The organism is Nonomuraea sp. NPDC059007, assembly GCF_042740555.1.
Classification (GTDB): domain Bacteria; phylum Actinomycetota; class Actinomycetes; order Streptosporangiales; family Streptosporangiaceae; genus Nonomuraea.
Genome location: NZ_JBHYJD010000004.1, coordinates 357,283 through 379,530 on the forward strand (window position 1 = coordinate 357,283; position 22,248 = coordinate 379,530).

Below are 22,248 nucleotides of genomic sequence, written 5' to 3' on the forward strand. Positions count from 1 at the left end.
ATGGCGAACCTCGAGATCCACTACAAGGCACTCGACCAGTGCCGTACTGCCATCTACAAGGCCAAGAACCAGTACGGTGACGTCCGGCTGGAGAACAACGACGGCAAGGAGCCCACCTACGACAAGGAGGGCAAGGTCGAGATCCGGCGCAAGGCGACCCCGGCGGAGGCGGCCGGGCACCTGACGGACTCCGCCGCCCTGGTCAAGATCGTGGACGAGGTCTGGTCGACGCTGATCAACGAGGGTGACCAGGCCAAGAGGAAGCTCCACGACGTGGAGATCGGGCTCAGCGCGGTGGAGCAGAACATCAAGGACGCGCACAAGGCGACGTCATGAGCGCGACGCCGGCCGTACCGGAGAGGATCGCCGCGCTCCAGCGCAAGGTCACCGGCGACCCCGCGGCACTCGACGCCATCGCCAAGTCGTGGCGGGGCATCTCGGACGAGACCGACGACTACGTGGGCTCCCTGGGCCGCGCCGTCAACGTGGTGGACGAGGCCTGGTACGGCCGCTCCGCCGACGCGTTCGTGGAGTACATGCGCAAGTACGGCAAGGCCGGCGAGGGCCTCTACCTGCTGCTGTCGAACGCCGCGTCGTCCCTCGACACGGCGGCGTCCTCGCTGCGCTCCGCCAAGTCGGGCGTGGACGGCATCGCCACCAAGTTGATCACCGACATGACGAACCACCACACGACCTACTTCGCCAACAACAAGGACGCCACCGAGGCGGGCTGCGACGCGGGCACGAAGCCGCTGATCGACCAGGCGGAGATCGACGCCAAGGTCCACGTCGACAAGGCGGAGAAGGACGTGAGCGCCGCGAAGAAGGCGATCCGCGGCTTCCTGGACGGTCGGCCGCTCACCTTCGCCGCCATCCCCGAGGTCGCCAAGGAGGAGTTCACGCCCGCCAAGGGCCGCACGATCGTCTGGGAGCCCACCGAGGGCTACGGCAAGAACGGCGGCGGCGCGGGCGGCCCCGACGGCGGCGGCGGCGGACGGAACGTCGGCGGCTACGGCCCCAGCGGCCCACCGCCCCCCGCGGGCGGCGGCCCGGCGCCGACCGGCAAGGTCAAGGAGTGGATCGAGCAGGCCATGAAGATCCTTGAGGCCAACGGCGTGCCGATCGGGAAGATGAACCCCAACGACATCTGGATGATCATCCAGCACGAGTCGGGCGGCAACCCGCACGCCATCAACCTGTGGGACTCCAACGCCGCCGCCGGCCACCCCTCCAAGGGACTGATGCAGACGATCGACCCGACGTTCAACTCCTACGCGCTGCCGGACCACAGGAACATCTACCACCCGGTGGACAACATCATCGCCGGGGTCCGCTACGCGGTCGACAGGTACGGATCGGTCTCGAACGTGCCCGGCGTGGTCGGCATGAAGACCGGCGCCGGATACAGCGGCTACTAAAGGAAAGCGCCCCCCGGTTCCTCCCGGGGGGCGCTTACATGTCCGCTATCCGCAGTTGGCCCAGCCCGCGCTGGTGCTCCCGGAGCCCGCGCTCCCGGAGAACCGCACGCACTTGCCCTTGGCCGGCAGCTTCACCGGACCCGCGTAGTACTCGAAGTTGCCGCTGTCGGTCTTCGACCCGCCGCCCTGAACCTCCAGGGTGGCGCTGACCGGACTGGCCTTGCCGACGTTGACGGTCTTCATCGTGACCACGCAGTTCTCACCCGTGCTGTTGTTGTACAGCTGGTAGGTGACGCCGCCGGCGAACGACTGGCTGCGCTGGACGGAGAATCCGCCGCCGCAGGCCGCGGTCGGCGTGTGCGGGTTCGGCTTCTCCGGCTCGGGCTTCGGCGGGTCGGGCTTCTGCGTGGGCGTCGGCTTGGGCTTCTCCGGCTCGGGCTTCGGCGTCGGAGTGGGCTTCTGCGTCGGCGTCGGCTTGGGCTCTTCCGTCGGCTTCTGCGTGGGCTTCGGCGTCGGGGTGGGCTTCGGCTCCTCGGTGGTCGGCGTCGGAGTCGGAGTCGGCTTGGGCTCCTCGGTCGGCTTCTGCGTGGGCGTCGGGGTGGGCTTGTCGGTCGGCTCCACGGTCTTGGTCACCGTGGCCGTCGGCGACGGCTTGCCCGAGCCCTTGCGCGGCTTCTCCGTCGTCGGCTGCGCCGTGGGCTGCTGCGCCGTGGGTTGCGTGGTAACGGCGGGCACCGAGGGCGCGCTGGTCGGCGTCGGCGGCGAGGTGAGCTCGGGCACCGACGGCGTACCACTGGCCGACGGCCACTCGGTCGGCAGCACCAGCGGGCCCACGCCGTCGTCGTCGAGCGGCGGAGAGGTGACCGCCCACGGGACCGTGACGGTGGGCTGCGGCTGTTCGGGCTGGCCCTGGCCGTCCGCGGGAACACCGGCCGAGGGCACGCCCCCGGTCCCGGTGCCCGACTCGCCGGCGACCGACGGGATCTTCACCACGTTGTTGCCGCTGGCCGCCGACTGCGCGACCGGCTGGATCTCCGCGTACCGGCCGGCGCCCCACAGCCCGACGCCGGACAGCAGCGCGATGACGCCGAGTCCGGCCACGAGGGCGAGCGGGAAGCGCTTGCGCGGGCGCTCGGCGCCAACGGCGGCGCCGGCCAGCGGCTCCATCCTGATCGGCGGCTGCTGCTGGTTCGGGATCTGCGGCGGCCCCCACGAGGGCCCCTGCTGCTGCGGCGGCGGCGCCGGCGGAGCCATCGGCCCCGGCTGCACCGGCACCCCCTGAACGGGCTGCTCCTGCTGGACCATGGTCTCGGCGTCCGGGCGGACGGCCGGCGGCGGGATCATCCCGCTGGCCGGACCGGTGTCGCCGAGCAGTTGCAGCAGCGCGGTGTACGTGGTCGGGCGCTGGTGCACGCCCTTGGCCAGCGCGGCCCGCACGACACGATGCAGCGGCTGGGCGTCGAAGGGCAGGTGCGGCTCGGCGTTGAGCACGGCCTGCCCGTCCTGGCCGAACGGCGGCTCGCCGCTGCCGGCGAAGGCCACGACCGCGCCCCAGGCGAAGACGTCCGCGTACGGACCGTACTGCAGGCCGTTGATCTGCTCGGGCGCCTGGTAGCCGACCTCGCCGACGGGGTCGCCGAGACCCACGTCGGTGACCCTTGGGCCGTCGGCGCCCATGATGACGTTGTGCGGGGTCAGGCTGCGGTGCGCGATGCCCGCCAGGTGCACGGCCGACAGGGCGGTGAGCATGCCGAGCGCGAGCCGTTCGAGCGCGTCCTCGGCCAGCGGGCCGTCCTCGGCCACGGTCTCGGCCAGGCTGCGGCCTTCGACGTGCTCACGGACCAGGTACGGCCGGTCCTCGTGCCAGCCGGAGTCGAGCATGCGCGCGATATAGGAGCTCGAGACCCGCCTGGCCACGGTGAATCGAGCGAGAGCCTCCGGTGTGACCTCGGGCTCGGGCGGCAGCAGCTTGATCGCCCTGATGGGGGCGTCGTCCTCTGCCCGGCCCAGATACATGGCCCCGCGAGGACCCTCACCCAGGAAACCGATGAGGGTGTACTCGCCGATCTGCGGGGGATCCTCCGGCCGCAAAGGCGTCATTGGCCGTCTCTTTCATGAGTAGTCATGATCGAGACACATTGAACCAAAAAAGCCCCATATGCATCAGTAGTTTCGGTTACGATCCGACATTTCACTGTCAAGACGCCGTAGTGACACTAAACCGGACCGCGAGCCCGCCTCCGGCTCATGGGCATGAAGACCCGGGCGGTGATCACCAGGATCGCCAGGAGCGTGGCGACCCCCGCGATGATCCCGGCCTTGGCGATCGCGTCGTGATCCACCGGCGGCGCCTTGGCCACCGCGTCCCTGCCCATCGGCGCGGGCGGCGGCGGGGCCACCACCGGGGCGTTGACCGGCTCGTACGGCAGGACCATCGTCACCGCCAGCATCGGGTTGACCATGCCGGCGCCGGTGCCCTTGCCGGTGGAGCCCTCCGCGGTGGCGATGACGCGGCGCCGTACCTGGTCCTGGTTGAGGTGGGGGAAACGCGCGCGCACCAGCGCGACCACGCCCGTCACGTACGGCACGGCGAAGCTCGTGCCGTTGAGATCGGCCTGGTAGGACTTGCCGGGCCAGGTCGCGGTGATCTCCTGGCCGGGGCCAAGCACGGCCACCGGCGTCTTGGAGTTGGAGAAGTCGGAGCGCACGCCCTGCCTGCCGGCGGCGCCGACGGCGAGCACGCCCTCGTACGCCGCGGGGTAGGCGGCGCTCTCCGTGCGGTCCTCTTTCCTGATGTTGCCCGCCGCGGCGACGATCACCGCGTCCTTGGCCAGCGCGTAGTCGACGGCGGCCTTCAGCGCGGGGTGGTGCTCGGCCTGGATCGAGATGTTGATCACTTCGGCGCCGAGGTCGGCGGCGGCCTTGATGCCCCGCACCAGCAGGCTGAGCTCGCCCTTGCCGTCGTGCGACTGCTTGAACGACATCAGGTTCACGTTCGGCGCCATGCCGTGGAAGGCGACGCCCTTCATGTCGCGGGCGGCGATGATGCCGGCGACGGCGGTGCCGTGGCCCACGCAGTCGCGGTAGCCCTTGCCGGTCAGGTCCGCCTTTCCCGACACGGGGATCTGCGGGTGGGTCAGGTCGACGCCGCTGTCGATGACGGCCACCTTGACGCCGTCGCCCCGGGTCAGCGGCCACACCCGGCGCACGTCCATGCGCTGCTGCGCCCACGAGACGCCGGGCTGGAAGTTGCCCTTCTCCGGGTCACAGTCGTCGCGCGCGGCCTGGGCCGCGGCGGGCGCGGCGAGGAACTGCAGCGCGACCAGGCTGACCAGAAAGGCGCGACCCATCATGGCCGTTTACCCTATCCGGTCAGGTTTTGACGGACCCCGTCCGGCTTTGAGAAGGCCTCGGGGTACGGCTCCGCGGCCCGGGACCGCGGAGCCGTGGCGGGTCAGCGCGTGGCGGACTCGATGTTGCCCCGGTAAGTGTTGATCACCCGGGCCGCTTCCTGGAGTTCCTCGGCCATCCGCTGGAAGGAGGCCCGGTAGGTCTGCCAGGCACCGTTGAAGCGGTCGGCGCCCGGACCCGTCCAGGCCGTGCCCACCTTGGCAGCCTCACGGTCCAGCGCCGCCATCGTGGCCCGCACCGTCTCCGACTGCTGCGTGAACTGGGTCGCCATCTGCTGCATTTCCGCGGGGTTGCCACCGAGCAGACCCTGACTCATGGTTGCCTCCTGCTGTCGCGACGAGAGAGCGCCCTCACCATAGGCATCAGAGGGGCCCATCGCCCCCAGTTATGCCGAGCGGTTATGGTCTTCCAGAGGATTGTTCTGACCAGGAGGAGCTTCGTCCCCATGCGCGAGGTTGTCGTCACCGGCGGCGGCACCGGCATCGGGTACGCGATCGCCGCCGCGTTCATCGCGCTCGGTGACCGCGTCACGATCACCGGACGCCGCGAGCACGTACTGAAGGAAGCGGCCCAGCGGCTCGGCGCCGCGCACGTGGCCTTCGACGCCGCCGCGCCCGAGGCGGTCAGGGACGCCGCACCACGCCTTCCCGGGCACGTGGACGTGCTCGTCAACAACGCGGGCGGCAACACCAACCTCGACCGTCAGCCGTCCGGCGAACTCCAGGACGTGGCCGCGGCCTGGTGGGCCAACCTCAACGCCAACCTGCTGTCCGCCGTCCTGGTCACGACCGCGCTGCTGCCGCGCTTCGCCAAGGGCGGGCGGATCATCTCGATCGGCTCCATCGCCGCCCGCGGCACCGGCTCCGGCTCGTACGGCGCGGCGAAGGCGGCCGTCGAGTCGTGGACCGCCGACCTGGCCGCCGAACTCGGCCCACGCGGCGTCACCGCCAACGTCGTCTCCCCCGGCCTGGTCGTCGACACCGAGTTCTTCCGGGGCCGCCTGACCGAGGACGGCATCAGGGCCAGGGTCAACAACACGCGCAACGGGCGACCCGCCACACCGGCCGACGTGGCCGAGACCGTACTCTTTCTGGCCTCGCCCGGTGCGAGACATCTGACGGGGCAGGTGGTCCACGTCAACGGAGGGGCTTACCTCGGTAGATAAACTCCGTTCCAGCTTGTCGAGGAAGGAAAAGACACCGGTGCACAAGGTTCTCATCGCCAACCGGGGCGAGATCGCCGTACGGGTGGCCCGCGCGTGCAAGGACGCGGGCATCGCCAGCGTCGCCGTCTACGCCGAGCAGGACCTCGACGCCCTTCACGTCAAGACCGCCGACGAGGCCTACGCGCTCGGCGGCCGGTCGCCGGCCGAGACCTACCTCGACATCGCCAAGCTGCTGCGGATCGCCGCCGAGTCCGGAGCCGACGCCGTCCACCCCGGCTACGGCTTCCTGTCCGAGAACGCCGCCTTCGCCCAGGCCGTCATCGACGCCGGGCTGACCTGGATCGGCCCGCCGCCCGCCGCCATCGCGGCACTGGGCGACAAGGTGCGGGCCAGGCACATCGCCGCCAAGGTGGGCGCGCCGCTGGTCGCCGGCACCAAGGACCCGGTCTCCGGGGTCGAGGAGGTCGTGGCGTTCGCCGGACAGCACGGCCTGCCGATCGCCATCAAGGCCGCGTACGGCGGCGGCGGTCGCGGCATCAAGGTGGCCCGCACCCTGGAGGAGGTCCCCGACCTCTACGAGTCGGCGGTGCGCGAGGCCGTGGCCGCGTTCGGGCGGGGCGAGTGCTTCGTCGAGCGCTACCTCGACCGCCCGCGCCACGTCGAGACCCAGTGCCTGGCCGACACCCACGGCAACGTGGTCGTGGTCAGCACCCGCGACTGCTCGCTCCAGCGCCGCCACCAGAAGCTCGTGGAGGAGGCGCCCGCCCCGTTCCTGTCCCCCGAGCAGGTCGAGACCCTCTACACCAGCTCCAAGGCCATCCTGCGTGAAGCCGGTTACGTGGGCGCGGGCACCTGCGAGTTCCTCGTCGGCCAGGACGGCACGATCTCCTTCCTGGAGGTCAACACCCGGCTCCAGGTCGAGCACCCGGTCACCGAGGAGGTCTCCGGCATCGACCTGGTGCGCGAGATGTTCCGCGTGGCCGACGGCGAGGAACTGGGCTACGACGACCCGGCGCTGCGCGGGCACTCCTTCGAGTTCCGCATCAACGCCGAGGACGCCGGGCGCAACTTCCTGCCCGCTCCCGGGACGCTGACCGTCCTGCGGGCGCCGTCGGGGCCCGGTGTGCGGCTCGACTCCGGGTACGAGGCGGGGATGACGGTGCCCCAGACGTTCGACTCGCTGCTGGCCAAGCTGATCGTGACGGGGCGCGGCCGTACCGAGGCGCTGGAGCGCTCGCGCCGGGCGCTGGCGGAGTTCGAGATCGACGGCATGCCGACCGTGCTGCCCTTCCACCGGGCCGTGGTCGAGGATCCGGCCTTCACCGCCGAGCCGTTCGCCGTCCACACCCGGTGGATCGAGACCGAGTTCGACAACACGATCCCGCCCTATTCGGGGGAGATCGCCGACGGTGAAGCCCCCGCCCGGGAGACGGTGACCGTCGAGGTGGGGGGCAAGCGCCTGGAGGTGGTCCTGCCCGCCGGTCTCGGTGCTGCCGGCAGTACGCCCTCGGCGAACACCAAGGCCCCCAAGCGCGGCGCGGGCGCCGCCAAGAAGGCGGCGGCCGGCGGCGACGCGCTCGTCAGCCCGATGCAGGGCACGATCGTCAAGGTCGTGGCCGGTGACGGCGACACGGTGGCGGAGGGCGACACGGTGGTCGTGCTGGAGGCCATGAAGATGGAGCAGCCGCTCACCGCGCACAAGGCGGGCGTCATCACCGGCCTGGCCGCGGCCGTCGGGCAGACGGTCACGTCGGGCGCGACCATCTGCGAGATCAAGGACGCCTGAGGACTCCAAGCCCGCCCAACCACCATCCGATGCCCTCCGGACGGGTAACGTGCGAGATGAGGAACTTTCCCGACCGCCCGTTCGTCCTGAAGGGCGAAGGAGGCTAGCTGCCCATGACCCACTCGCTGCGCCGAGCGGGGGCCGCGACCGCGGCTCTGATCGCCGGTCTACTCGCTGTATTCGCGCTGTCCCCCGCTGCACACGCCGCGGCGCCGCCTGACGCCCAGACCGTCCTGTCCCATTGGAAGGACAAGAAGGATCCGCTCTACGTGGAGAACGGCTCCGCGTTGACGTCCGACCAGCAGTCGGAGATCCGGTCCGCCTTGAAGGACTCCAAGAGCGACATCTACGTCGCGGCGCTGCCCGATGGCTCGGTCACCGACGTGAAGACCTACCTGACCACCCTGGGCAACGCGACGGCCGCGGCGAAGAACAACGCCCGCGTGACCGTCGCCGTCCTCGACGGCAAGACCCTGTTCGCCGGCTCGAACTTCGGCAGCGGCAGGACCGGTCAGATCGCGAACCTGTCGACGCGCAACAACTCCGACATCGCCGCAGGCATGAACGAGTTCGTCAACCGGATCAACCTGCTGGCCGAGGGCAAGAGCAAGTCCGCGCTGTCGTCCGGCTCGCCCAGCAGTGGCGGCAGCGGCACCGGCGCGCTGATCGGTCTCGGCGCCATCGCCCTGGTGGGTGGCGGCGGCTACTTCCTCTACTCCAAGAACAAGAAGAAGAAGCTCGCCGAGAAGCAGGCCAAGGAACTCGCGATGGTCAAGACGACCGTCGACGAGGACGTCACCAAGTTCGGTGAGGAGATCACCTCGCTCGACACCGACGTCACCCTCGCGGGTGAGGGCGGCCAGCACATCGACGAGTGGCAGCACGCGCTCGACTCCTACGAGAAGGCCAAGACCCAGCTGGCCACGATCGAGCGGTCCGACCAGATCCGCGAGGTCACCCAGACGCTGGAGGACGGCCGCTACTCGCTGGCCGTCGTCAAGGCCAAGGTCAACAACCAGCCGGTGCCCGAGCGCCGCGCGCCCTGCTTCTTCAACCCGCAGCACGGCCCGTCCGTCCGCGACGTCAGCTGGGCCCCGCCCAACGGCGCTGTGCGCGAAGTGCCGGCCTGCGCGCAGGACGCCGAGGCGGTCGAGCGCGGCTTCGACCCGCAGATGCGCGAGGTCATGGTCGACGGCCAGCGCCGCCCGTACTACGACGCGGGCCCGGCCTACCAGCCGTACGCCTACGGCTACTACGGCGGCTTCGGCGACATCATGACCGGCATGTTCATCGGCACGATGATGGGCAGCATGATGGGCGGCTGGGGAATGGGCGGCTACGGCGCCGGCTACTCCGACGCGGGCGCCGGCGGTGACTTCGGCGGCGGCGGAAGCGACTTCGGCGGCGGCGACAGCGGCGGCGGCTGGGGCGACTTCGGCGGCGGCGACTTCGGCGGCGGCGACTGGTAGATCGTCTTCTGATTCATCTGCGGGCGCGTCCTCTTCGGAGGGCGCGCCCGCTGTTCTTTCTTTCCGTTCGGGCCTTTCAGCCGTTACGGCAAGCCGCCCCCACGCCACCCGCCGACCCGCGCGGGCGCCGATCGTGGGGGTCGCTTCTCACGTCGGACGAACGCGCCGCCGCAACGGCCCACCTTGGCCGGGGGTCTGTGCCCTAGATGCCGATTGCCGCTTCGGGTTGCATGAGGCGGCGGGCCGCTTCGGTGATGCTGCCGGAGAGTGACGGGTAGACGGCGAAGGTGTGGGCCAGTTGGTCCACCGTCAGGCGCTGCTGGACCGCTACCGAGACCGCCAGGATCAGTTCGGAGGCCCGTGGGGCCACCACCACGCCGCCCAGCACTATTCCGGTGTGGGGGCGGCAGAACAGCTTGACGAAGCCGTCGTTGAAGCCGGACATCTTGGCTCTGGCGTTGGTGGCCAGGGGGAGCTTGACGACGTTGGCCTCGATCTCGCCCGCTTCGATCGAGCGCTGTGCCACGCCGACCGCGGCGATCTCCGGGTCGGTGAAGATGTTGGAGGCCACCGTGGCCAGGCGGAGCGGCTGGACGGCCTCGCCCAGCGCGTGCCAGACGGCGATCCGGCCCTGCATCGCGGCCACCGAGGCCAGCATGAGCACGCCGGTGCAGTCGCCCGCGGCGTAGACGCCCGGAGCGGAGGTGCGGGAGACCTTGTCGACCTTGATGAAGCCGTTGTGGTCGAGCTGGACCCCGGCCTCGGCCAGGCCGATGCCGGTGGTGTTGGGGACCATGCCGACGGTCATCAGCGCGTGGGAGCCCTCGGCCACGCGGCCGTCCTCCAGCGTGACCAGGACGCCGTCGGCCGCACGCGTCACCGAGGCGGCCCTGGAGCGGCCCATGACGTTCATGCCGCGCCTGCGGTAGACCTCCTCCAGCACCTCGGCGCCGTCGGCGTCCTCGTTGGGCATCATGCGGTCGCGGCTGGAGACGAGCGTGACCTCGCAGCCCAGGGAGCGGTAGGCGCCGGCGAACTCGGCGCCGGTGACGCCGGAGCCGACCACGATCAGGTGCTCGGGCAGCGCGTCGAGGTCGTAAAGCTGGCGCCAGGTGAGGATGCGCTCGCCGTCGGGCTCGGCGCCGGGCAGGATGCGCGGGGTCGCGCCGGTGGCCACGAGGACCACGTCCGCCCTGATCGTGCGCTCGCCCGCCTTGACGACCTGCGGATCCACGAGGCGCCCGTGCGCCTTGATGATCTCGACGCCCTCGGCGGCCACCCTGGTCTCGATGTCCATCGACTGGGCCTGGGCCAGCTCCTTGACCCGCTTGTTGACCAGCGGCAGGTCGACCTGCGCGACACCGGCGTCGCCGTCGAGCCCCCCGGAGAAGGAGACGCCCAGCGACGGCGCGTCCATGAGCGCCTGCTTGCGGACCGAGGTGGCGATGAGCGTCTTGGACGGCACGCAGTCGGTGAGCACGCAGGCGCCGCCTGGACCGTCCTGCTCGACCATCGTGACCTCCGCGCCAAGTTGCGCGGCTACCAGCGCCGCCTCGTAGCCGCCTGGTCCGCCACCGATGATCACGATCCTAGTCACGTGTCCCATTCTTCCGTATGTCCTGAGCAGCAGGCGAACGGGGCGGGGGCCGGGGCGCTAGTCTTAGCTGCTGTGCCTGTCTACGCCGCATACGGCAGCAACCTGGACCCTGGGCAGATGGCCTTGCGGGCGCCGCATTCTCCAGTCCGGAGCGCGGGCTGGCTGCAGGGCTGGCGCCTGACGTTCGGCGGCCCGGAAGCGCTGGCGACGATCGTCGAGGATCCCGACGAGCACGTCTTCGTGGTGCTCTACGACGTGCCCGAGTTCGACGAGGACTCGCTCGACCAGTGGGAGGGCGCGGCGCGCGGCGTCTACCACAAGGTGCGGCTGCGGGTGCAGACGCTTGAGGGCGAGCTGGTCGCCTGGTTCTACGTCCTCGACGCCTATGAGGGCGGCCTTCCGCCGGCCCGCTACCTCGGCTTCCTGGCCGACGCCGCCGAGAAGGCCGGCGCGCCGGACGACTACGTGAAGGAACTGCGCGGCCGTCCCTGCACGTCCCTCTGACCCGGCGCGACACGCCCGGGCGCGCGTGGACACGCCCGGGTGTGTCACCGGGATGGTCAGCGCAGCGGCTGGTCCTTGGTCTCCTTCAGGGCGAAGATGTAGACGAGCGTCGAGACCAGGGCCAGCGCCGACATGTACCAGGGGAAGGCCCCGGGGTTTCCGGCGTCGATGAAGGCGGTCCCGATGAGCGGGGCCGTACCGCCGAAGAGGGCGACCGTGAGCGAGTACGGGAAGCCCGCGCCCGCGGCCCGCACCCGGGTGGGGAACAGCTCGGAGTTCACCGCGGCCGAGATCGAGGTGAAGCCCCCAAGGAAGATCATGCCAAGGCATTGGATGAACAGCAGGCTGGTGAAAGAGTTGTCCAGCATGCTCAGGAGCGGCACCGGCAGCAGGGTGAAGCCGACGCCGAAGGTGATCAGCAGGGGCTTGCGGCCGACGCGGTCCGACAACATGCCGAGCAGCGGCTGCAACAGCATGAAGAAGATGAGCGAGATCGTGCTGACGAGCTGCGCCTCGGTCTTGGAGAACTCGACGGTGATCTGCGCGAAGGTGGGGAGGAAGGTGGTCCACGTGTAGTAGGCCACGGTGCCGGCGATGGTGATGCCGACGATGAGCGCTGCCTGCTTGGGGTAGTCGCGCAGGAAGTCGAAGAGGCGCGGGCGCTTGACCTTGCCCTGCTGGATCTCCTCGGCGACTTGCGAGGTCTCGTCCGCACCCCTGCGGATCCACAGGCCGACGAGGCTGAGGACGGCGCCGATGGCGAAGGGGATGCGCCAGCCCCAGCTGTTCATGTCGGCGCTGGCCAGCATGGCCCCCAGCGCGGTGGCCAAGCCCAGGGCGAGGAGCTGGCCGATGGTCGTGCTGACGTACTGGAAGCTCGAGAACAGGCCGCGGCGGCCGGGTCCCGCCGACTCCACGAGGAAGGTGGTGGCGGCGGCGAACTCACCGCCGACCGACAGGCCCTGGATGAGGCGGCCCAGTGTGAAAATCATCGGAGCGAGGATGCCCGCGGCCTCATAGGTGGGGGTGATGGCCAGGATCAGCGAGCCGACGCCCATCAGCACGATGGTGAAGGTCATCGCGGCCTTGCGGCCGAACCGGTCGGCGAACGAGCCGACGAGCAGACCGCCGAGGGGCCGCATGAAGAACCCGACGGCGAAGACACCCCAGGTGGCCAGCAAGGGCACGAGGGAGTCGCCGGCGGACTTGGGGAAGACCTGGACGGAAAAGTAGGAAATCAAGGCCGCGTAGGCGTACCAGTCGTACCACTCCACCACGTTGCCGATGCTGGCGGCCACGAGCTGACGGACCCGGCTGCGGGGAATGCCGAGCGGCGACTCAGCGACGGATGAGGTTGCCACCAGGGGCTCCTTTGCTTACAGGTCAGGTGGTGCCCTACTGTGCAAGTGGACGACCGAAATAGTCAAACATCCAGAGATTTATTTACAAACCCGACACAGAAACGGTTCTCAATGGACGTTCTCGACCGGCGCCTGATCGCAGCCTTGCAGGTCAGCCCGCGCGCGTCCTGGGGTGAGATCGGCCGGGTGGTCGGTGAGCACGAGCGCACGGTCGCGCGCCGGCTCCAGCGCGTCATCAACGAGGGCATGGTCCGCGTCACCGCGATCTACGACGACCTGCGCACCGGCCACGGCCGTCCGGTCCACCTGCACGTCCAGGTACGGCCCGGCGCCTCCGCCAAGGTGGCGGCGGCGCTGAGCGAGCGCCCCGACACCCGCTCGGTCTACTCCCTCACCGGCGAGGCGGATCTCGGCTGCGAGCTGGTCGCCCCGAGCAGGGAGATGCTGCACGACATCGTCTCCGCCGAGGTCACCGAGATCAGCGGCGTCCTGCAGACGCGTACGCAGGTCGTCCTGCATACGTTCACGACCGTGGCCGAGTGGCACGCGCCGTTCCTCACCCCCGAGGAGGTCGCCGAGCTGCGCCCCGTCTACAGCGCGGGGCCGCTGCCCGACCAGGACGGGCTCTCGCCGCTGGAGAAGGAGATCGCCGAGCTGCTGGTCGCCGACGGCCGGGCCGCGTTCACCGCGATCGCCGAGCGGCTGGACGTCTCCCTGCCGACCGCGCGCCGGCGGGCGGCCTCCCTGCTCGACCGCAGGCTCCTGCTCATGCGCGCCGAGATCGAGCCGGCGCTGCTCGGCCTGGAGGTCGAGGCGCAGATCTGGCTGAAGGTCCGCCCGCACGGGCTCGACCAGGTCGGCCAGACGCTGGCCGCGCACCCGGACGTGCGCTACTGCGCCGCCACCTCGGGCACCCACTCGGTCATCGTTCAAGTGGTCGCCGCGCACGAGGCCGACCTTTACCGTTTTCTCACGAACGTCGTCGGCCCGATCGACGACGTCACCGACGTCAACGTCACGCTGATCACCCGCGCCCACAAGCGCGGGCACCTCCGCAAGTCCGGTCTGCTCACATTGGAGAGAACATGACGCCCGCCGAGAAGGAAGTAGCCGACCTGTGCGTGGAGCTCATCCGCGTCGACAGCAGCAACTACGGTGACGGCAGCGGTCCCGGCGAGCGGGCCGCCGCCGAAGTGGTCATGGCCAGGCTGGACGAGGCCGGCATCGAGTCCACCTACATCGAGAGCGAGCCGGGCCGCGGCAACGTCGTCACCCGTGTGGAGGGCAGCGACTCCAGCCTGCCCGCGCTGCTGGTCCACGGGCACCTGGACGTCGTGCCGGCCAACGCCGCCGACTGGTCGGTCGACCCGTTCGCCGGCGAGGTGCGCGACGGCTACATCTGGGGCCGTGGCGCGGTGGACATGAAGGACATGGACGCCATGATGCTGGCCGTACTGCGGCAGATGAAGCGCGAGGGCAAGAAGCCCAAGCGTGACATCGTCTTCGCGTGGGTGGCCGACGAGGAGGCCGGCGGCGTCTACGGCGCCAAGCACCTGACCGCCCACCACCCCGAGCTGTTCGAGGGCGTCACCGAGTCGATCAGCGAGGTCGGCGGCTACTCGCTGGAGGTGGACCCGTCGCTGCGGCTCTACCTCATCGAGACGGCCCAGAAGGGCCTGGCCTGGATGAAGCTGATCGCCGACGGCACCGCCGGGCACGGCTCCATGCTCAACTCCGACAACGCCGTCACCGAGGTGGCCAAGGCTGTCGCCAGGATCGGCGCCCACGAGTGGCCGATCACGCTGACACCGACCGTGCGGACGTTCCTCACCGAGGTGGCCGACGCCTTCCAGATCCCGTTCGACCCGGCGAACCCGCAGAACGTGCTGGACAAGATCGGGCCGCTGGTCCGCTTCGTCGGCGCGACGCTGAGCCACACCTCCAACCCGACCCAGCTCGGCGCCGGCTACAAGTCGAACGTGATCCCCGGCCAGGCCACCGCCGTGGTCGACGGGCGCTTCCTGCCCGGCCACGAGGAGGACTTCTTCAAGACCATCGACTCGCTGATCGGGGAGAAGGTACGCCGCGAGTTCGTGCACCACGACATCGCGCTGGAGACCACGTTCGACGGGGCGCTGGTGGAGTCGATGATCGCGGCGCTCAAGGCCGAGGACCCGACGGCGCGGGCGGTGCCGTACTGCATGTCGGGCGGGACGGACAACAAGACCTTCTTCGCCGACCTGAACATCCGGGGCTTCGGGTTCGTGCCGCTGCGGCTGCCGAAGGACATGGACTTCGCCGCGATGTTCCACGGCGTGGACGAGCGGGTGCCGGTCGAGGCCCTGCAGTTCGGTGTGAGGGTGCTCGACAGGCTGCTCCTAAACTACTGAGGTGAGCAACGACGCCTACACCCTGGCACAGGACGCCGCCGCCGCGCTGAAGGGCGCGGCGGGCGTCGACACCTTCGACGTGGCCCTCGTGATGGGCTCCGGCTGGGTTCCCGCCGCCGACGCGCTCGGACAGACCGTCACCGAGGTGGCCTTCACCGACCTGCCCGGTTTCGCGCCACCCGCGGTGGCCGGGCACGGCGGCAAGATCCGGGTCGTCCGCACCGGCGCGGGACGCCACGCGCTGGTCCTGCTCGGGCGCACGCACCTGTACGAGGGCCGCCCGGTCGACAAGGTGGTCCACGGCATCCGCACGGTCGCCGCGGCCGGGGTGAGGGCGGTCGTGCTCACCAACGCCGCGGGCGGCCTGCGCCCCGAGACGCAGAACGTCGGCGACCCGGTCCTGATCAGCGACCACATCAACATGACCGGCGCCAACCCGCTGACCGGCACGACCTTCCTCGACCTGACCGAGGTCTACAGCAAGCGGCTGCGCGCGCTGGTCCGCGAGATCGACCCGGCCATCGCCGAGGGCGTCTACGTCGCCTTCCGCGGCCCGACCTACGAGACGCCGGCCGAGATCCGCATGCTGCGCACGCTGGGCGGCGACCTGATCGGCATGTCCACCGTCCTGGAGGCGATCACCGCCCGCGAGGCGGGTCTCGAGGTGCTCGGCGTCTCCCTCGTCACCAATCCCGGGGCGGGCCTGGCCGGCGAGCCGCTCAACCACGAAGAGGTGCTCCAGGTCGGCAAGGCCACCGCCGCGCGCATGGGCGGCCTGCTGGCCAAGGTGGTCGACCGGGTATGAGCGACCTGCTGAAGCAGGCCCGCGTGTGGCTGGCCCAGGATCCCGACCCCGACACCCGAGCCGAGCTCTCCGACCTCATCGAGCGCGCCGACCTCGGCACGCTGACGGCCCGCTTCGGCGCCAAGCTCGAGTTCGGTACGGCCGGCCTGCGCGGCGAGCTGGGCGCGGGCCCCAACCGCATGAACCGGGTCACGGTCATGCGCGCGGCCGCCGGCCTGGCCGCGGTGCTGGGCCCCGGCAAGCACGTGGTCATCGGCTACGACGCCCGCTACAAGTCCGACGTGTTCGCCCGCGACACCGCGGCGGTGCTGACCGGCGCGGGCATCCACGCCTCGCTGCTGCCCCGGCCGCTGCCGACGCCGGTGCTGGCCTTCGCCGTACGCCACCTGGGCGCCGACGCCGGGGTCACGGTGACGGCCAGCCACAATCCGCCCAGGGACAACGGCTACAAGGTCTACTGGAACGACGGCTCCCAGATCGTGCCGCCCGTCGACGGGCAGATCTCCGCGGCGATCGACGCGGTGGGCCGGGTGGACGGGCTGCCGCTGGGCGCGCCGTACGAGGAGAGGGGGCTCGACGCGGCCCCCGGCACCTTCACCGAGCTGGGCGAGGATCTGCTCGACGACTACATCGAGGCGGTGACCGCGCTGCCGCTTGGCACGGCGCGCACGCTGAAGGTCGCCTACACGCCGCTGCACGGCGTGGGCGCGGGCACGCTGACCGGCGCGTTCCTGGCGGCGGGGTTCGCCAGCCCGATGGCGGTCGAGGAGCAGCGCAACCCCGACCCGGCCTTCCCGACCGTCGCCTTCCCCAACCCGGAGGAGCCGGGGGCGATGGACCTGGCACTGGCGCTGGCCGGCAAGATCGGCGCGGACCTCGTGCTGGCCAACGACCCCGACGCCGACCGGTGCGCGGTGGGCCTGCCGGTGGGCGACGGCTCGTGGCGGATGCTGACCGGCGACGAGGTGGGCGCGCTGCTCGGCGAGTACGTGATCGCCAACACCACCGGCGACCGGCTGGTGGCGACCACGATCGTGTCCTCCACCCTGCTCGGCAAGATCGCCGCGGCGCACGGGGTGCGCTACACCGAGACGCTGACCGGCTTCAAGTGGATCATGCGGGCCGGAGAGGGCCTGGTCTACGGCTACGAGGAGGCGCTGGGCTACAGCGTCGGCTCGGACGCCGGGCTGCCCGTGCACGACAAGGACGGGATCGGGGCGGCGCTGACCGTGGCCGCGATCGCGGCGGAGGCCAAGCGGGCCGGCCGTACGCTCCAGGACCTTCTGGACGACCAGGCCAGGCGCTACGGGCTGCACGCCACCTCGCAGCTGTCGGTGCGCGTGGAGGACGTTTCGCTGATCTCCGGCGCGATGGCCCGGCTGCGCGCCGAGCCGGCGAAGGAGCTCGGCGGGCGCGTGGTCGAGGGCATCGACGACCTGGCCAAGGGCGAGGGCGGGCTGCCGCCGACCGACGGGCTGCGCTATCGGCTGGCCGGCGGGGCGCGGGTGGTGGTGCGCCCCTCCGGCACGGAGCCCAAGCTCAAGTGCTACCTCGAAGTGGTGGTAGCGGTCGAGGATGAGGTGGCGGCGGCCAGGACCAAGGCAGCCGCGGGGCTGGCCGCCCTGGCCGCCGACCTCAAGGTCACGCTGGGTCTCTGAGCCTGAACTGCAGCTCGATCTCCCACTTGTTCATGTCGGGCTGTTCGGCCGGGTTGGTGTGGTAGATCTCCAGGCGCGAACCCCAGTGCTCGCCGTCGGCCTCCTCGGTCATGTCGAAGTCGAGGCCGGGGGTGTTGCGCAGCTTCTCGATGACCGGGAAGAGCTGGTCGGGGTGGCCGACCTGGCGGACGCTTGCGTAGCGGCCGGCGGGGAGGGCGGCGGCGACGATGTCGCCCTCTCCCTCGACCGGCCCGGCCACCGGCACGCCCGCCTCGACGTCCAGTTCGCCCTCCATGTCGATGACGTGGAAGCGGAAGAACGGCGCGCCCTCCATGGCCACGCCCTTCGCGGCCAGCCAGCCGTAGATCTCCGGGATGCGGTCGCCGACCAGCCCGAACGTGTTCAGGGTGATGGTCTTGCGGACGGCCATGTAGTGCCGCTCGGGAAATTCGATGATGTCCATGCTCTTACTTACGGTCGGGACCCCCGAAACTCATCGGCAGGTCGTACAACGGGAACAGACTCGGGTCGAGATAGGTGGTCGTACCCCTGATCAGGCCGCCCGACGTCTCCAGGATCACGATCGCGAACGCCTCCCCGTTCAGGTACTGGCCGAACGTGGTCGCCCCCGCCCGTACCAGCCTGCTGCCCCGGCAGCCGTCCCCGCCGGAGGCGACCAGCACCTCGCGCATGGCCGCGCGGCCCGCCAGCCACCAGGCGAACGGCGGCATCGACTCGACGGCGTCCTCGTGGGTGAGGGCGACCAGCGTGTCCACGTCGAACCGTTCGAACGCGTCCACGTAGCGGGCCAGCAGGTCCTCGTCCACCTCCAGGCGCGGCTCGGCGGTGGCGGGCAGCGCCGCTCTGGCGCGCTGGAGCGCGCTGTTGACCGCGGCCACGCTGGTCTCCAGCAGGTTCGCCACCTCGGCGGCCGACCAGGCCAGCACGTCGCGCAGGATCAGGACCGCCCGTTGCCTGGGCGGGAGGTGCTGGAGCGCGGCCACGAAGGCCAGCCGTACCGACTCGCGGGAGACCGCCAGCTCGGCCGGGTCCATGAGCTGGTCGGGCATCGGGTAGACCCAGCGTTCGTAGGGGATCGGCACGCCCAGTTCCGCGCCGGGCTCGGCGGCCGGGCCCAGGTCCATGGCGCGGGCCCGGCGCTGGGCGCTGCGGAGCATGTCGACGCAGACGTTGGTGGCGATGCCGTACAGCCAGGGGCGCAGCGCGCCGCGCTCGGGGTCGAACGTCTTCCACGCCCTGGTCAGGGTCTCCTGGACGGCGTCCTCCGCCTCGAAGCCGGAGCCGAGCATGCGGTAGCAGTACCCGGCCAGTTCCTTGCGGTGGCGCTCCAGCTCGACCACGTCAGCGAGTCACCTCGATCTGCAGCTCGGTGACCCATTCGTCGCGGTTTTCCGGGCAGTGGAGGGAGACCTCGCGCGACAGGCCCAGGGCGCGGTAGCCGTTGTCCTCGATCCAGTGGGCGAGAGCCTGCATGGTCGTGCCGACGTGATCCATCGAGCCGGTGTGGATGATCGTGGCGGCGGTCTCGATGCCGGGCAGGTTCAGGAAGCCGACGTCGGCGCCCTCGGAGACCGCCACCTCGACGGCGGCGTGGACCATCACGCTGCCGTCGTCCTCCGGGAGGTAGTAGGCGCAACCCGGTCCGGTGATCTTGACGTCCGCCTCGCAGAGCCGCTTCATCAGCTCGGCGTAGAGCGGCTGGATGACCGGGCCGATGTCCTCGCTGTCGTAGCTGGCCGCCCGGCCGCTGAGCTCGGCGATCCGCATGGGGGCGACCTTCTTGAGCACGACCTCGTCGGTGCGCATGTGCCCTTCCCTCTCTATCGTGCGGAGTCTCGCCTCCACCCCGCGCAATCTGGCCAGGTCGGCGCTGATCTGCGCCTCCAGCTGGGCGCGGCGCAGCCGTACCATGCCGTGCAGTTCCTCGGTGCTCACCTTGTCGTCGAGGATCGCGCCCACCTGCTCGAGCGTGAATCCGAGGTCCTTGATCGCGACGATCCGGTTGAGCCTGGACAACTGGGCGGCCTGGTAGGAGCGGTAGCCGGTGGCCGGGTCCACGTGCGCGGGCCTGAGCAGCCCGATCGCGTCGTAGTGGCGCAACATGCGCACCGACACCAGCCCCAGCCTGGCGAAGTCTCCGATGCTGAACATGACGCCCCCAGAAGTAGCCCCTCACACGGTGTCAGGGTCAACACTACGATGCCCGCATGCCCCGAACCTCCCTGCTCCTCGTGGTCCTGCTGCTCACGGGGTGCGGGGCCGCGCAGCCCGCCGCCCCCGCTCCGACGAGCGCCGCACCGCCCTCCGTCCCCGCCCCGACGAGCGCCGCACCGTCGCCGGCGCCGCCCTCCGCGCGCGTGCGGCAGACGTCCGCGCGGCCCGACGACGTCGACGGCGACGGCTTCTCCGACCTGGCCCTCCAGGTCCGGATCGCCGACCGCGAGCGCCTGGTCATCCTGTACGGCTCCCGCCGCGGCCTCGACCCGGCGCGACGCACGGTGCTCAGCCGGTTCGTCCCGTGGATCATCGACGGCGGCCTCCACGCCGACCTCGACGGCGACGGCTTCGGCGACGTGCTCGCCTTCGGCGCGGCGGGCGGACTGGACGAGCCACAGGCGCCCGCCGTGTTCTGGGGCGGCAAGTCCGGCATCGCCGCCGGCGCCGTCCCCACCCCGATCGCGAAGGCGGCCGACGGCGGCGACACGCACCGCGCGGTCACCGGCGACTTCGACGGCGACGGCGCGGCCGACGTGGCGATGGCGATGGCGATGCTGGGCGGGTCCCGGCCCGAACTGGCCCTGCTCTACGGTCCGTTCGACCGCGAGGGGACACCGGCCCGGCGGGTCGTCCGTTCCTCTCCGACCGGCGAGGAGTTCTGGCGCATGACGGCCGACCGGATCGGCGCGTGGCCGGGCGGTCTGGTGACCTTCGAGGGCGACGACGGAGAGCAGCAGTCGGGCTGGCTGCTCGCCGGACGCCTGGGCGGGCCCGCCGAGCGGGCGCGCGAGCTCACCCCCGGCATGGCGGCGGCCTTCGGGGACTTCGACGGCGACGGGACCAGAGACCTGGCGGCCGGTGACGACGGCTCGCGCAACAACGAGCCGGGCGAGGAGACCGAGCCGCCCGAGGTGGACCGCACGCTGACCGTCTACTACGGCAACGGGCGCGAAGGCCGTTTCAAGGGCGCCAACGGCCAGGCGACCGCGGCCGACCTGAACGGCGACGGCCACGACGACCTGGTCTTCGGCAGGGGGAAAGGCTACGCGGACGCGCCGGAGGGCCTCTCGCCCCCGAACGTCCACTGGGGCGGGCCCGGCGGCCTCAGCCCCGGGCGGCCTCTGCCCGGAGCGATCGGCACTCCGCTGGCCTCCGGTGACTACGACGGGGATCGCGACGGCGAGGTGGTCCTCATCGCCGAAGGCAAGATCCAGGTGACCGACGGCAAGCGCATCGTGGCATCCTTCGACCTCACCTGAGCCCTCAGGCCCAGCCGCCCTGCTTCCTGCGCGTACGGCGCAGCAGCACCAGAAAGAACGGCCCGCCCAGCAAAGCCGTCAGCACCCCGATCGGCAGCTCCGCCGGCGCCCCGGCGGTCCTGGCGATCAGGTCGGCCAGGACCAGTACGCAGCCTCCGGCCAGCGCGGAGGCCGGCAGAAGGACCCGGTGACCGGGACCGGCGATCAGCCTGATCAGGTGCGGTACGACCAGGCCGACGAACGAGATGGCCCCGGCCGCGGCCACCGAGGCGCCGGTCAGCAGGGAGGCCAGGAAGATGACGGCCAGCCGTACGCGCTCGGTTTCGACGCCCAGGTGGCGGGCGCCGCGCTCGCCCAGCGCCAGCAGGTCCAGGGGGCGCGACAGCAACGGGGTCAGCGCGAGCCCGGCCACGACGAACGGGGTGACGGCGCCCACCAGCGGCCAGGTGGCGCCGCCGAGGGTGCCGAGGTTCCAGAAGGTGATGGAGCGTAGTTGCCGGTCGTCGGCCAGGAAGGTGAAGACGCCCACGATGGCCCAGGCGATGGCGTTGATCGCGATGCCGGTCAGGACGAGGGTGACGACTTCGGTGCGGCCTTGGGTTCTGGCCATGCCGTACACGATGAAGGTGGTGAGGAGGCCGGTGGCGAACGCGCAGACGGCCACCGACCAGTCTCCGAACGTGCTGACGCCGAGGACGATGGCGCCGACCGCGCCGACCGCCGCGCCGGAGGAGACGCCGATGACGCCCGGTTCGGCGAGCGGGTTGCCGAAGACGCCCTGCATGCCCGCGCCCGCCACGGCCAGGGCGGCGCCGACGAGCACCGCGAGCACAACGCGCGGGAAGCGGATCTGCCACAGCACCTCGTGCTCCCCCGGCCTGGCCAGTGCCGCCAGTACCTCACCGAAGGGCACCTGAACCGCGCCGATCCCCGCCGACGCGACACACAGCGTGGCGAGCAGCACCGCGAGAGCGGGGATCAGCGCGAGCTTGAGCGCCGCCCGGCCGGGACGGGACGCGGCGAACCGCGGTGCCTCAGATGCCCCGTCCCGGCGTGCGGCAACGGTTTCGCGAGAATGGTCCCGCTCAACCGATGTGTCGGTCTCACGGGAATGGTCCCGCTCGACCGGTCTGTCGGCCTCGCGGGAATGGTCCCGCTCGACCGGAGGGTCGGCTTCGTGGGAATGG

20 protein-coding genes are annotated in these 22,248 nt (G+C 70.9%); 11 read left to right on the forward strand and 9 right to left on the reverse strand.

What is annotated here, in order from left to right:
• Both ACFWY5_RS09015 and ACFWY5_RS09020 read left to right on the forward strand, forming a co-directional pair.
• Complete coding sequence (locus ACFWY5_RS09015; protein WP_379630987.1) at positions 1–336, forward strand: hypothetical protein; 336 nt, start codon at positions 1–3, stop codon at positions 334–336.
• Positions 333–1,418 (forward strand): transglycosylase SLT domain-containing protein, encoded by a 1,086-nt coding sequence (locus ACFWY5_RS09020; protein ID WP_379609999.1) that lies wholly within the window; start codon positions 333–335, stop codon positions 1,416–1,418. The genes ACFWY5_RS09015 and ACFWY5_RS09020 overlap by 4 nt, the downstream gene beginning before the upstream one ends.
• A gap of 45 nt (positions 1,419–1,463) precedes the next feature.
• Here ACFWY5_RS09020 and ACFWY5_RS09025 read toward each other — a convergent pair whose 3' ends face one another.
• From ACFWY5_RS09025 to ACFWY5_RS09035, 3 genes are all read right to left on the reverse strand, one after another.
• Positions 1,464–3,518, reverse strand: coding sequence for a serine/threonine protein kinase (locus tag ACFWY5_RS09025; RefSeq protein ID WP_379630988.1), 2,055 nt, complete (start codon positions 3,516–3,518; stop codon positions 1,464–1,466).
• A 116-nt stretch (positions 3,519–3,634) separates the two neighbouring features.
• Positions 3,635–4,771 (reverse strand): S8 family serine peptidase, encoded by a 1,137-nt coding sequence (locus ACFWY5_RS09030; RefSeq protein ID WP_379630989.1) that lies wholly within the window; start codon positions 4,769–4,771, stop codon positions 3,635–3,637.
• 101 nt (positions 4,772–4,872) lie between these two features.
• On the reverse strand, positions 4,873–5,145 hold the full coding sequence (locus tag ACFWY5_RS09035; protein ID WP_184957858.1) for a WXG100 family type VII secretion target: 273 nt from the start codon (positions 5,143–5,145) through the stop codon (positions 4,873–4,875).
• 129 nt (positions 5,146–5,274) lie between these two features.
• On the opposite strand from ACFWY5_RS09035, the gene ACFWY5_RS09040 reads away from it, so the two are divergent.
• The 3 genes from ACFWY5_RS09040 (at position 5,275) to ACFWY5_RS09050 (ending at position 9,249) form a co-directional block, all read left to right on the forward strand.
• Positions 5,275–5,994: an SDR family NAD(P)-dependent oxidoreductase gene (locus tag ACFWY5_RS09040; protein ID WP_379630990.1), complete on the forward strand. Its 720-nt coding sequence runs from the start codon at positions 5,275–5,277 to the stop codon at positions 5,992–5,994.
• A 37-nt stretch (positions 5,995–6,031) separates the two neighbouring features.
• Positions 6,032–7,780, forward strand: coding sequence for an acetyl/propionyl/methylcrotonyl-CoA carboxylase subunit alpha (locus tag ACFWY5_RS09045; protein ID WP_379630991.1), 1,749 nt, complete (start codon positions 6,032–6,034; stop codon positions 7,778–7,780).
• 113 nt (positions 7,781–7,893) lie between these two features.
• The gene (locus tag ACFWY5_RS09050; RefSeq protein WP_379610004.1) at positions 7,894–9,249 is read left to right on the forward strand and encodes an LPXTG cell wall anchor domain-containing protein; all 1,356 of its coding nucleotides are present in this window, start codon (positions 7,894–7,896) and stop codon (positions 9,247–9,249) included.
• A 202-nt stretch (positions 9,250–9,451) separates the two neighbouring features.
• Here the strand turns inward: ACFWY5_RS09050 and ACFWY5_RS09055 are convergent, their stop codons facing one another.
• Positions 9,452–10,846: an NAD(P)H-quinone dehydrogenase gene (locus tag ACFWY5_RS09055; RefSeq protein ID WP_379630992.1), complete on the reverse strand. Its 1,395-nt coding sequence runs from the start codon at positions 10,844–10,846 to the stop codon at positions 9,452–9,454.
• 72 nt (positions 10,847–10,918) lie between these two features.
• Here ACFWY5_RS09055 and ACFWY5_RS09060 point away from each other — a divergent pair, with 72 nt between their 5' ends.
• A complete protein-coding gene (locus tag ACFWY5_RS09060; RefSeq protein WP_184957863.1) occupies positions 10,919–11,350 on the forward strand; it encodes a gamma-glutamylcyclotransferase in 432 nt (143 codons plus the stop codon).
• 56 nt (positions 11,351–11,406) lie between these two features.
• Here the strand turns inward: ACFWY5_RS09060 and ACFWY5_RS09065 are convergent, their stop codons facing one another.
• Complete coding sequence (locus tag ACFWY5_RS09065; protein WP_379630993.1) at positions 11,407–12,711, reverse strand: MFS transporter; 1,305 nt, start codon at positions 12,709–12,711, stop codon at positions 11,407–11,409.
• A 111-nt stretch (positions 12,712–12,822) separates the two neighbouring features.
• On the opposite strand from ACFWY5_RS09065, the gene ACFWY5_RS09070 reads away from it, so the two are divergent.
• Genes ACFWY5_RS09070 through ACFWY5_RS09085 form a run of 4 tightly spaced genes read left to right on the forward strand, consistent with a single transcriptional unit; the run spans position 12,823 to position 17,564 of the window.
• Positions 12,823–13,800: an Lrp/AsnC family transcriptional regulator gene (locus ACFWY5_RS09070; protein WP_379610007.1), complete on the forward strand. Its 978-nt coding sequence runs from the start codon at positions 12,823–12,825 to the stop codon at positions 13,798–13,800.
• The gene (locus tag ACFWY5_RS09075) at positions 13,797–15,101 is read left to right on the forward strand and encodes a M20/M25/M40 family metallo-hydrolase (protein ID WP_379610008.1); all 1,305 of its coding nucleotides are present in this window, start codon (positions 13,797–13,799) and stop codon (positions 15,099–15,101) included. The genes ACFWY5_RS09070 and ACFWY5_RS09075 overlap by 4 nt, the downstream gene beginning before the upstream one ends.
• A gap of 1 nt (position 15,102) precedes the next feature.
• Positions 15,103–15,906 carry a purine-nucleoside phosphorylase gene (locus ACFWY5_RS09080; RefSeq protein ID WP_379610009.1) on the forward strand — a complete coding sequence of 268 codons (804 nt, stop codon included), beginning with the start codon at positions 15,103–15,105 and terminating at the stop codon, positions 15,904–15,906.
• A complete protein-coding gene (locus tag ACFWY5_RS09085) occupies positions 15,903–17,564 on the forward strand; it encodes a phospho-sugar mutase (protein WP_379610010.1) in 1,662 nt (553 codons plus the stop codon). Before ACFWY5_RS09080 ends, ACFWY5_RS09085 begins: the two co-directional genes overlap by 4 nt.
• On the opposite strand, the gene ACFWY5_RS09090 is transcribed toward ACFWY5_RS09085, so the two are convergent.
• From ACFWY5_RS09090 to ACFWY5_RS09100, 3 genes are read right to left on the reverse strand one after another with little or no spacing between them, the layout of a single operon-like run.
• A complete protein-coding gene (locus ACFWY5_RS09090) occupies positions 17,548–18,027 on the reverse strand; it encodes a GyrI-like domain-containing protein (RefSeq protein ID WP_379610011.1) in 480 nt (159 codons plus the stop codon). The genes ACFWY5_RS09085 and ACFWY5_RS09090 overlap by 17 nt on opposite strands.
• 4 nt (positions 18,028–18,031) lie before the next feature.
• Positions 18,032–18,925, reverse strand: a complete 894-nt coding sequence (locus ACFWY5_RS09095; protein WP_379610012.1) for an RNA polymerase subunit sigma-70 — start codon at positions 18,923–18,925, stop codon at positions 18,032–18,034.
• A 1-nt stretch (position 18,926) separates the two neighbouring features.
• Positions 18,927–19,736, reverse strand: a complete 810-nt coding sequence (locus tag ACFWY5_RS09100) for a MerR family transcriptional regulator (protein WP_379610013.1) — start codon at positions 19,734–19,736, stop codon at positions 18,927–18,929.
• Between the two features lie 56 nt (positions 19,737–19,792).
• Here ACFWY5_RS09100 and ACFWY5_RS09105 point away from each other — a divergent pair, with 56 nt between their 5' ends.
• Positions 19,793–21,061, forward strand: coding sequence for an FG-GAP repeat domain-containing protein (locus ACFWY5_RS09105; protein WP_379610014.1), 1,269 nt, complete (start codon positions 19,793–19,795; stop codon positions 21,059–21,061).
• A gap of 4 nt (positions 21,062–21,065) precedes the next feature.
• Here ACFWY5_RS09105 and ACFWY5_RS09110 read toward each other — a convergent pair whose 3' ends face one another.
• The gene (locus ACFWY5_RS09110) at positions 21,066–22,025 is read right to left on the reverse strand and encodes a FecCD family ABC transporter permease (RefSeq protein ID WP_379610015.1); all 960 of its coding nucleotides are present in this window, start codon (positions 22,023–22,025) and stop codon (positions 21,066–21,068) included.
• Between the last annotated feature and the right edge of the window lie 223 nt (positions 22,026–22,248).